At 49.9% G+C, this 12188-nt stretch carries 5 protein-coding genes; all 5 read left to right on the forward strand.

What is annotated here, in order from left to right; genetic code table 11:
* The first annotated feature begins 26 nt into the window (after positions 1-26).
* The 5 genes from V8Z93_RS06180 to V8Z93_RS06200 all read left to right on the forward strand — a co-directional run bounded on the left by V8Z93_RS06180 (position 27) and on the right by V8Z93_RS06200 (position 12183).
* Positions 27-2579 (forward strand): DUF5686 and carboxypeptidase-like regulatory domain-containing protein, encoded by a 2553-nt coding sequence (locus V8Z93_RS06180; RefSeq protein ID WP_238405238.1) that lies wholly within the window; start codon positions 27-29, stop codon positions 2577-2579.
* Positions 2580-2732: 153 nt separating this feature from the next.
* On the forward strand, positions 2733-3374 hold the full coding sequence (locus tag V8Z93_RS06185) for a response regulator transcription factor (RefSeq protein ID WP_218412422.1): 642 nt from the start codon (positions 2733-2735) through the stop codon (positions 3372-3374).
* 373 nt (positions 3375-3747) lie between these two features.
* Positions 3748-4773, forward strand: coding sequence for a LacI family DNA-binding transcriptional regulator (locus V8Z93_RS06190; protein WP_203040560.1), 1026 nt, complete (start codon positions 3748-3750; stop codon positions 4771-4773).
* A gap of 43 nt (positions 4774-4816) precedes the next feature.
* On the forward strand, positions 4817-9034 hold the full coding sequence (locus V8Z93_RS06195) for a hybrid sensor histidine kinase/response regulator transcription factor (RefSeq protein ID WP_439432703.1): 4218 nt from the start codon (positions 4817-4819) through the stop codon (positions 9032-9034).
* Positions 9035-9228: 194 nt separating this feature from the next.
* Positions 9229-12183, forward strand: a complete 2955-nt coding sequence (locus V8Z93_RS06200; protein ID WP_439432704.1) for a TIM-barrel domain-containing protein — start codon at positions 9229-9231, stop codon at positions 12181-12183.
* The last annotated feature ends 5 nt before the right edge of the window (positions 12184-12188 follow it).

The raw sequence follows: 12188 nt of genomic DNA on the forward strand, positions 1-12188 counted from the left end.
GCAAGCCCCTATATATAATAAAGGTAATGAAAGGTATTAAAAAATTGTATTTCATGCTCATCCTCTTCATGGTTTCTACCCTGCAGATGATGGCGCAGCAGAAGATAACGGGAAGGGTCATCGATGATGATGGCTTTGCGGTGCCTTATGCAAGTGTGCAGTACAAGGGCCACAAGATCGGCGTGTCTAGTGATGGAGAAGGTAAGTTCACCATCGAGAAGCATCCTGCATGGGTGCTCACCGTGAGCGCGCTGAGCTACAAAACCCAGACCGTGAAGATTGACGAGAAGACCAACTTCATCGAGGTGAAACTCAAGGATGATACCCATAAACTGGGCGAAGTGGTCGTGAAATCGAAGAAAGGCAGATACAAGCGCAAGGATAATCCTGCCGTGGAACTCATGCGCCGTGTCATCGCTGCCAAGAAGAAGAGCGACCTGAGCAACCATGATTATTATCAATATGATAAATATCAGAAAATCACCCTCGCCCTCAACGACCTGAGCAAGGAACAGCTGGAGAGCAAGTTCTTCAGCAAGCGACAGTATCTGCTCGACCAGGTGGAGACTTCGCCTTACAACGGCAAGCTCACCCTGCCTGTAAGCATCGACGAGACCGTTTCGCAGCACATCTACCGCAAGGATCCGAAGACTGAGAAGGATATCATCAAGGGTCAGCAGAGCAATGGTATCGGACAGGTAATCCAAACTGGAGAGATCCTGAACACAGCCCTGAAGGAAGTGTTCACCGACGTGGATATCTACGACGACTATGTGCGCCTGCTGCAGTATCCGTTCCCATCACCTATCGGCAAGACTGCCATCAGCTTCTACCATTATTATATAGAAGACACGGTGTATGTGGAGCGCGACCTGTGCTATCACCTGCAGTTTATCCCAGCCAACAGTCAGGATTTCGGCTTCCGTGGCGAGCTCTATGTGCTTGCCGACAGCAGTCTGCACGTGAAGAAATGTAATCTCTATATGCCTCACAATTCCGACGTGAACTGGGTGAAGGATATGAAGATAGAGCAGGAATATACCAAGCTCGACAATGGCGAATGGGTGCTCACCAAGGACGATATGATAGCAGAGATGCACATGAACAAGCTGCTGCAGGACCTGCTGGTGGTGCGCAATACGCGACTCACCGACTATGCCTTCGACCCGCTGCCTAAGATGCTCTTCAAGGGTAAGGCGAAGGTAAGGCACGATATGGATGCCATGAACCGAGATGAGGCTTATTGGAACAAATACCGACAGGTGGACCTGACCAAGAGTGAATCGTCGATGGACAGCTTTATCCATCGCATGGAGAACTCCAAGGGCTTTAAATATATCATCTTCGGCATCCGTGCGCTGATGGAGAACTATGTGGAGGTGGCTCATAAGAACCAGAAGGACGACAAGCGAAGCATCTTCGACTTGGGTCCGGTGAACACCTTCATTTCCAATAACTTCGTGGATGGCTTGCGCCTGCGCCTCGCCGGACGTACGATGGCTGCCTTGAATCCTCATTTCTTCTGGGATGGTTACGGGGCATACGGTACGAAGAGTCATGAATGGTATTACGGTCACATTTTCACCTATTCGCTGAATAAGAAGAAGAACAGTCCGTTTGAGTTCCCGATGCGCAAGTTCACCTTCGAGGTGGGTCATGATATCACCTCGCCTTCGGATGATAACCTGCTGCACAACAAGGACAACCTGTTTATGACCATCCGTGCCACCACGCAAGACCAGATGTATCTGTATCAGCGCCAGAAGCTGGGTTTCACCTACGAGACCGATTGGGGCTTCCGCTTCGACACGAGCATCAAGTGGCAGAGCAACCGCCCTGTGGGCCATCTTCATTATTTCAAGCTCGACGGCACGGAAGTGAAGAAGATCCGCACCACGGAGGCCACCGTGGGCATTGACTACAACCCGGGTGTCACCTATGTGAACACCAAGCAGCAGCGATTGCCTATCAACCTGGATAGTCCGGAACTGATGCTCTCGCACACCATGGGACTGGATGGCTTCATGGGCGGTCAGTATCAGAGCAACATCACCCGCCTGGGCATCTACAAGCGCCAGTGGCTGGGAAGCTTTGGCTATGTGGATTTCAATATCGTGGGCAAGATGCAGTGGAACAAGGTGCCATTCACTATGCTCGTCCAGCCACCAGTCAACCTCTCTTACTTTGAGCAGGAGGCAACCATCAGTATGATGAAAGACTGGGAGTTCCTCAGCGACCGCCAGGTGTTCTGGTCGGTGGCCTGGGATATGAACGGCAAGCTCCTGAACCGCATTCCGCTGATCAAGAAGTTGAAGTGGCGTGAATACGTGGCAGTGAAGGGAGTCTGGGGACAGTTGACTGACAAGAACAATCCGGTGAAGAATCCTACGGATGACGTCATCTTCCAGTTCCCTAACAATTCCTATACCTTCGGCAATACGCCATATTGGGAATTTGTGGCAGGTGTGCACAACATCTTCAAGTTCTTTGGAATCGATTATGTGCGCCGCTTGAACTACTTAGACCACGCCAACGTGGATAAGTGGGGTATCCGCTTCGGATTCCTCATGACATTCTAAAAAAAGACGATGTTGATACCTAGCGTTTTGCTAGGTATCTAGAAACAGATAAGTTTGCTGTGGCGTTTCTGCCATGGCAAACTTTTTATAAAAACAGGTCATATAAGAGATAGAAGAGAGTATAACAACATAAAAGAATAGGAGAATTGAATCATGAAAATTCTGTTAGCAGACAAGCAGGACATCACGCGCGCCGGACTGACCTATGTGATAGAGAAAATGGAAGGGTTTGAGACTAAGTACGTGGAAGACAAGACGGAGCTGATGCTCGCCTTGAAAGAGAACGAGAATACGGTAGTGATATTAGACTACACGCTCTTCGACATCAATGATGCCGCCGAGCTCCTCATCCTCAACCAGCGTTTTCCCTATACCCGATGGCTTTTGTTCAGTGAAGATTTGAGTACCGACTTCGTGAAGGTGCTCATTGCCAGCAGCAGCATGTTTAGTGTTCTTCTTAAGGAGAGTCCGATGATGGAGATTAAGGAGGCCATCCGTTTCTGTGTGGCAAGCAACCGCTTTGTCTGCCAGCGCATGATGGAGGTGCTTCTGGCGCCCGTGCAGCAGGAGCCGGAAGAGAAGGTGAACCTTACCAAGACCGAGACCGAAATTCTGAAGGACATCGCTCTTGGTATGACCACCAAGGAAATAGCCGAAAAGCGATTCTCCAGTTTCCATACCGTGAACACCCACCGCAAGAATATCTTCCGAAAGCTGGGCGTGAACAATGTGCATGAAGCAACCAAGTATGCACTAAGAGCCGGCCTGGTAGATTCGGCAGAGTATTATATCTAAAGAAGATTCAGTATTGTGTCTAAAGTAAATTCAATATAAGTATGATATATAAAAAATAGCTTCAGATTGTCCTCCCGACATTCTGAAGCTTTTTGTTTCTAACTAACTTATTATCAACTATTCATTACTTTCGGCTGCAAAATTACAAGTTTTTATTGAAAAAATGATGTTTTTCCATGAAAAAACACACGTAAACGTTTGCAATTTCGGATAAAATCACTATCTTTGCATAAGATAAGCTGCACTCGGCAATTTGAAAGCAAGCTTCCATTGCGCTCGTTTGCATTATCTTTGCATTGTGTCTTATCAAGAGATGCATAAATAGATGGTTAACTTATAGAAAAATGATACACTAGTATCGAGAACGAGATTCATGAAACAGCGTAGAACATCACTTAAAGACCTGGCTGATAAACTAGGTGTGAGCATAGCCACGGTATCGCGTGCTTTGCGCAATAGCCACGAGGTGGGTGAGGAAATGACCCAGAAGGTGAAGCAACTTGCCAAGGAGCTTAATTACCGGCCTAATCCTTTTGCTCAGAGTCTTCGAAAGGAGGCTCCGAGAGTGATTGGCGTGATAGTACCTAACCTGGTGACCCATTATTATGCCGCCGTGCTCGACGGCATAGAGGATTATGCGTCGAAGTTGGGCTATTCAGTCATCAGCGCCAACAGTCATGAGAACCATGAGCGCGAGGCGAAGGCGCTGGACAACTTTCTCAACATGCATGTGGAAGGCATCATCGCCTGTCTGGCGCAGGATACCACCGACTATTCGCACTTCGAGCAGCTTCATGATATGGGCATACCGCTGGTGTTCTTTGCCCGCTGCTGCCTGGAAGACAAGTTCTCGCAGGTGGTGGGCAATGGCGACGTGGCAGCACAGGAGGCCACCCAGCACATGATAGAGACCGGTTCCCGCCGCATTGCCTTCATCGGTGGTCCTAACCATCTCGACATGGTGCGCCGCCGCAAGCATGGCTATCTGGAGGCTCTCCGCGAGAACAGGATTCCTATCGACCGCTCGCTGGTGGTTTGCGATAAAATCGATTTCGATGTGGCACGCAATGCTACGCTCCGACTGCTGGAAGGGGAGAATCCGCCTGATGCCATCCTCGCCTTCAACGATATCATCACCTATGCCGCCTTCGATGCCATCAAGGCAAAGGGACTGCGCATTCCGCAGGATGTGGCCATCATCGGTTTTACCGATGGGGATACTGCTGCCTTCGTTACTCCAAGACTCACCGCCATCATGGATAAGGCACACGAGCAGGGATCCAAGGCATGCGAACTGTTGATGAGAAGCATCAACGGCGATGAGAAGATATATAAAGAGGTGGTGCCGATGATTCTCAAAATCAGAGAAAGCTCGGAAAAGAACGAGGAAGAAAGATGAATATCAATCAGAAAATATAAACCTATAAATATAACAAACTAAAATGAAACAAGAACTAAAACTATTTCTGAAAGGCATCCTGGTGATGCTTTTGCTGGCGATGAAGTCGCTGCCCTGTAATGCCATCGGTGCTTATGGGGCAGTGGATTTTAATCGTCTGACCAACAGAAATGGATTGAGCAACAGTCAGGTGAATGCCATATTCAAAGACCAGAAGGGCTATGTATGGTTTGGCACCCAGTCGGGACTCGACCGTTTCGACGGATTTCGTATGAAGGCATTCCTCTACGATGATGGCAATCCCAATTCCATTCCCAACAATTCGGTGGATGAAATTCAGCAGGCCATCAACGGATCGCTGTGGATTCATACCGGGGTGGGATATTGCATCTACCAGTATGACAAGGAGCGATTCGACCGCAAGCCAGAGGAATGGCTCAAGACCATCGGCGTGGATGGACCTCCTTACAAACTGCTCATCGACTCGAAGAAAAACATGTGGATGAGTGTGTATGGTCAGGGCATCTATTTTGTGGATGTCAAGAACATGACAGCTTTTCTCTTCCCTTTTTCCAAGACGAAATCACGCAGTTCGCTGCCTGATTATCAGGTGAGCTGTATCCGCGAGGACAACGGACAGGCGGTGGTAACCTTCGTCAATGGTGTGATCTGCAGACTGGATGGCTATGCCCAGCAAGTGGTGTGGATGGACCGTTTTATCCTTAACAACCGACTCTCTACCGACCATTCGGTCTTCACCTTCGTAGACAGCAAGAACAACTATTGGGTGAATACCAATCTGGGCATCTATGTGTATCACAAGAATCTGAAGAAATGGTTTGTCGGGGCGAAGGGCTATCTGGCCACCTTCGGCTTTGATGTGCCGGCTTATCCGGGGCGCAAAGTCATTATCCGTGATATGGCAAGAGACAAGCAGGGACACATGTGGATTGCAACCGACCATAATGGCTTGATTTATCTGGACTATGCCAAGAAAATCTGCCGCCAGTTTATGTACAATCCTAATGATAAGGGGTCTATCTCCGACAACTCGCTTCCTGAGTTGTACGTGGATGACAACGATGCTCTCTGGGTGGGTACCTACAAGAACGGAGTAAACTATTATTCTGCATCTTCCACCAAATTCTATACCATTCCGCTGGGCGATGTATGTACCATTACGCAGGATCTGAACGGCAATCTCTGGTGCGGTACCAACGATGCGGGCATCGTGGCATACAATCCGACAACGGGCCAGTCGTCTCGTTTCTATGGAGCCAAAACCGGACTGGGGTCTGAAGTGGTGGTGAGCAGTACCACCATGAAGGATGGAACCTTGTATTTCGGAACCTTCAATGGCGGATTGGCGCGCTTGTCGCATGGCGTGTGGAAATCCTATCATGCCGGAACCAGCGGACTGGCAAACAACAGCGTTTGGTGTCTTGCCGAGGCTCCCGACCATCGGCTTCTGATAGGAACCCTGGGCGGCGGTTTCCAGATTTTCGACCCGAATACGGAAAAATTTGAAACCTACAATATCAGCAATTCCAAGCTTACGAGCAACTTCATCAACTCACTCTTCATGCAGAATGCCAACCAGCTGCTGTTGGGACATTCGCAGAACATGTCGGTCTTCGACTTCCATGACCGGAAGATTACGGATTTGAGCAAGCTGTCGAACGGAAAGGCTTTCTTGAGTCCATCTATTAACTATTCGATGATAGACAGTCGCGGTCTCCTCTGGATAGCTACTCCTTCGGGCATCGCCATGTATGATCTGAAGTCGAACCAGGTGGAGAACATCAACAATCTGAACGGTACGCCGGGAGCTGTGGGCTGCTCCATCATCGAGGACAAGAACCATACGATGTGGCTGGTTTCAGAGTTTGTGGTTACCCATGTGAAGGTAGATAAGGATGAAGAAGGCAAATGGTACCTGAAGATAACCAACTATAATTCGCTGGATGGCTTGCAGGAGCGCCAGTTTAACTATCGCTCGGCATGCCTGATGCGCAATGGCGACATCGCCATCGGCGGACAGGATGGTGTGAATATCATCAGTCCCCGTTCGGCACAGAATGCCAAGAACCATGTGCGTGCACTCTTCAGCGGCGTGGTTCTCTTCGATCATGCCCTGACGGCAGGCGAGGAGTATGAAGGCAGGGTGATTCTAGAGGAGTCGCTCGATGCCAGCCATCGTCTTGATTTGAGCTATAAGGACAATGCCTTCACCATCCAGCTGGCTTCCAGCGAAGTGACGGTGCCATCGCGCAACCGCTTCCTCTATCGCATGAAGGGAGTCACCGACAAGTGGCTGCTCACACCAGCCGACCGTCCGGAGGTAACCTTCACCAATCTCTCTTCGGGCAGCTATATCCTGCAGGTGAAGGTGGTGAACGGCGACGGAACCGTGAACGACGAGATCAGCGAGCTGGAAATCAATGTGGCTCCACCTTTCTATTTCTCTATCTGGGCATTCCTGGTATATATCGCCCTGATAGCCGCAGCCTTCTTCCTCTACCGTCGCAGAATGATAGAACGCCAGCGTAATCAGTTTGAGCGCAAGAGCATGGAAGATAGTATGAAGAAGACCAAGGAACTGAACGAGCTGAAGCTGAACTTCTTCACCAACGTGAGCCATGAGCTCCGCACTCCGCTCACCCTCATCATCTCGCCTCTGGTGACGATGATAAGAGAAGAAGCCGACCCTGCCAAGCGCAGAAAGCTGGAGCTGATTCATCGCAACGCCACCCGTCTGCTCAATCTGGTGAACCAGATTCTCGACTTCCGCAAGTTCGACCAGAACAAGGAGAAGCTGAATCTTTCGCAAACGGAAATAGTGAGTTTCGTGGATAATATCTGTGCTTCCTTCCGTATCCTTGCCAACAACAAGGTGACGCTGGAGTTCGAATCGGAATTCCCTAAGCTGAACATGACGGTGGATGTGGATAAGGTGGGCAAGATAGTGAACAACCTCTTGAGCAATGCCTATAAGTTTACCCCTGATGGCGGCAAGATTGTAGTTTCGCTGCGTGCCAAGACCCGTTTCGAGATGAAGGGCGGTGAGCACGATATGCTTTGCATCTATGTGATTGACACCGGCAAGGGTATCAGCGATGAAGAGAAGAAGAATGTTTTCGACCGCTTCTATCAGGTGAACGGCACCGAGATGCAGCCTGCCGGAGGCAGTGGCATCGGACTCAACCTGGTGAAGAAATATGCCGAGCTGCATGGTGGAATGGTTTCTGTGAGTGACAACGAAGCAGGCGGTTCGATATTCGTGGTAGAATTGCCTATCGCAGACGATGGTTCTGCCAAGGTGAATGCCCATCTGGGTACCTTGCGTTCGGCTCCAGTCATCACCACGGTACATAAGGCTGTGGAGAATGATGTTCCGGAGCTGATAGATGATGCATCGGCTTCCCTCTATGGCATGGCCCGCAAAAAGGTGCAGCCTGCTGCGGGAGATTCATCTGCACACAAGCCAACCTTGCTGCTGGTGGATGATAGCGACGACTTCCGCGAGTTCATGCACGACCTGCTTTCCGATTATACCGTGGTTGAGGCCGTGAATGGTCAGGATGCCTGGAACAAGATCATCGACCATCGTCCGGATATCATCCTCAGCGATGTGATGATGCCTGTGATGGATGGCAACGAACTCTGCCGCCAGGTGAAGGAGAACGACGAGACTGCTTCCATTCCATTCGTGATGCTGACGGCTCGTCTTGCCGATGAGCATCGCAAGGAGGGACTGATGAGCGGTGCGGATGAGTATATCACCAAGCCATTCAATATCGACATGCTCAACCTGCGACTCAAGAATCTCCTGAATCTCGTGAAGCGCACGGGAACGGTGGCGAAGCCTACGGGCGAAGTGGTCAAGGAGAAGCAGCTCAACAACGGTCACTTCGTGCTGGGAGCAGCCGACCAGAAGTTGATTGAGGATATCGACAACTATATCCGCGACAACCTGAGCAACCCTGATACATCCGTGGAATCGATGAGTGCTCATCTCTGCATCTCGCGCGTACAGTTATATAAGCGCATGATTTCGCTCATGGGCATCACGCCTTCGGAGTATCTTCGTGCCAAGAGAATCAAGTATGCCGAGCATCTGCTCCACTCCAATGAGTATAACATCAGCGAGATAGCCTACAAGGTGGGATTCAACAATCCTCGCTACTTCTCCAAGTATTTCCAGGAGGCGTATGGCGTTACTCCTTCGCAATACAAGAAGAACCTGGAGGCTCAGGAATAACATCCTTTCATCCCCGAAGCAAGTAAACAAGACTGCTAAAATGTTGTCTCGTTTACCTGCTTCGGGGATTTTTTGTTTCGGGTTAACATTTTGTACCCTCATCCTAAACATTTGCACACCATGGAATCGGAATAATTTCGTATCTTTGCAACAGATTTAAGTAATACAACAAACAATCCTCTAAATAATATAGAATGAGAATAACTAAGACTTTATTCATTTCAGCAGTGCTGCTGATGAGCGCCACAGGCCTCCAGGCAGCAGGATTTATCCAGAAGGGTAATTATCTTACCGTTCAGTTGAAAGAGCACCAGAATTATGGTCCAAGTCAGATTCGCTTACAGGTTGTAAACGATCAGATAATCCGTGTGCAGGCCACTGCCGAGCAGAGTTTCCGCAACAAGCAGAGCCTGATTATCGTGCCTCAGAACAGCAAGGCAAACTACAAGGTGGAGGAGCAGGGCGACAAGCTCATCATCACCACAGCTGCCATGCGTGCCGTTTTGAACGAGGCTACCGGTCAGATTACTTTCTATGATTTGAAAGATAATGTTCTCCTCAACGAGGTGGCGCAGGGTGGAAAGACCTTCAAGCCTTTCACCGTGCCTGACCGTGAGATTGGCGTTGATATCGCCAAGGTGCCTGAGGCGCAGAAGCACGGCTGGTCATGGCGTGCCCTCTTCGACTCTCCCGACAACGAGGCTTTCTATGGTCTCGGTCAGCATCAGAGTGAGGAACTCAACATGAAGGGCAAGAACGAAGACCTCTTCCAGTATAACACCAAGGTGAGTGTGCCTTTTGTCGTTTCCAACAAGAACTATGGTATCCTCTGGGATTCTTACTCTTATTGCCGCTGGGGCAATCCTGACGATTATCTGCAGCTGAACCGTGCCTTCAAACTCTATGATAAGGATGGCAAGGAAGGACAGCTCACCGGTACTTACGTGGATAAGAACGGACAGAAGATAGTTCGCGGCGAAGACAGCATCTACTTTGAGTATGCGATGCCTGAGACTTCCGAAATCTGCAACAAGACAGATAAGGGCGGTATACAGAACCTGCCAAAGGGCTTTGCCCTGAATGGTTCCAAGGTGGTTTACGAGGGTTACGTGGAGGCGCCAACCAACAGCTTCTATCAGTTTATCCTCTACTATGCCGGCTACACGAAGATTTATATCGACGGCAAACTGGTGGTACCTGAGCGCTGGCGTACAGCCTGGAATCCGAACTCCTATAAGTTTGATGCAGCCATCAAGAAGGGGGTAAAGACTCCTATCCGCATCGAATGGCAGCCAGATGGCGACGTTTCCTATTGTGGCCTCCGCGTGGCTGCTCCCCGTTCAGAGGCAGAAAAGAACCAGTTGAGCATCTGGAGTGAGATGTCGCCGGATATGGATTACTACTTCATTGCAGGCAAGAACCTCGACGAGGTGATTTCGGGCTATCGCACTCTTACCGGTAAGGCTTCGGTTTATCCAAAGTGGGCACTCGGTTTCTGGCAGAGCCGTGAGCGCTATCAGAGCAGCAAAGACATCGAGGACAATCTGAAGAAGTTCCGCGACCTGAAGATTCCTGTCGATAACATCGTGCAAGACTGGAACTACTGGAAGCTAGATTCCTGGGGAAGCCATGAGTTTGAGGCGGCACGCTATCCGAACCCGCAGGCGATGCTCGATAGCGTTCATGCCATGAACGGAAGATTCATGATTTCCGTATGGCCTAAGTTCTACGACACCGTGAAGAACTATAAGGAGCTTGATGCCAAGGGCTGGATGTATCATCAGGCTATCAAGGATGATATCCACGACTGGCTCGGCTTCCGTGGTTCTTTCTATGATGCTTATTCTGACGGAGCAAGAAAGATGTTCTGGCGACAGATGGATGAGAATCTCTATTCCAAGTACAAGTTCGGAATCGATGCCTGGTGGATGGATGCATCAGAGCCAAACGTTCGCGACTGTACTCCGATGTGGTATCGTAAGGCACTTTCGGGTCCTACTGCCCTGGGTACATCTACCGAGTATTTCAATGCCTACAGCATCGTGAATGCCGATGCCATCTATAATGGTCAGCGCAGCGTGAACCCTAACCAGCGTGTCTTCCTCCTGACCCGTTCCGGTTTTGCAGGAGAGCAGCGCTACAGCACCGCCACCTGGTCGGGCGATATTGCTACCCGCTGGGAGGATATGCGTGCCCAGATGACAGCCGGTTTGAACTATTCGATGGCTGGTCTTCCTTTCTGGGGCATGGACCAGGGAGGTTTCTGCGTGGAGAATCGCTATGTGGCTGCCCAGCAGGAGTTTGACAAGACCGGTAAGGAAAATGCCGACCTGAAGGAGTGGCGTGAGCTGCAGGCTCGCTGGAATGAGTTCGGCTGCTTCGTTCCGCTCTATCGCACCCATGGTCAGTGGCCTACCCGCGAGGTTTGGAACATCGCGCCAGCCGATCATCCGGCTTTCAAGAGCATCGTGTTCTACGACAAGCTCCGCTATCGCCTGATGCCTTACCTTTACAGCATGGCTGGTATGGTTCACTTCAAGGACTACACCATGATGCGTGGATTGGTGATGGATTTCAATGGTGATGACAATATCTACAATATCAAGGACCAGTGGATGTTCGGTTCTGCCCTGATGGCTTGTCCGGTGGGCGAGTATCAGAAGTACAGCCGCAATGTTTATCTTCCTAAGCAGAAGGGTTGGTATGATTTCTATACAGGCAAGCATTATGCCGGTGGTCAGACCATCGTAGCCGATGCGCCATACGAGAAGATTCCAGTCTTCGTTCCAGAAGGATCCATCCTTCCTGTCGGTCCGGAAATGGAGTGGAGCGACCAGAAGAAGCCTGAGCTTATCGACCTCTATGTATATGCCGGCAAGGACGGTTCTTATACGCTTTATGAGGATGAGGGCACCAACTATAACTACGAGAAGGGCAAGTATGCTACCATCGATTTCCTGTATGATGATGCTCAGAAGACCCTGACCATCGGTGCCCGCAAGGGTAGTTTTGATGGCATGCTTCAGAAGCGCCGCTTCAACGTGGTATTGGTTAGTGGAGATAACCAGCAGGGCATCAGCCTCGCCAAGGCGCCTAAGGGCAAGAAGGTGAAGTATGCAGGCCAGGTTGTTACTGTAAAATTGAAGTAGTCTAA

The sequence above is a fragment of the Segatella copri genome, from assembly GCF_051861805.1.
In the GTDB taxonomy this organism is placed as follows: Bacteria; Bacteroidota; Bacteroidia; order Bacteroidales; family Bacteroidaceae; genus Prevotella; species Prevotella copri_M.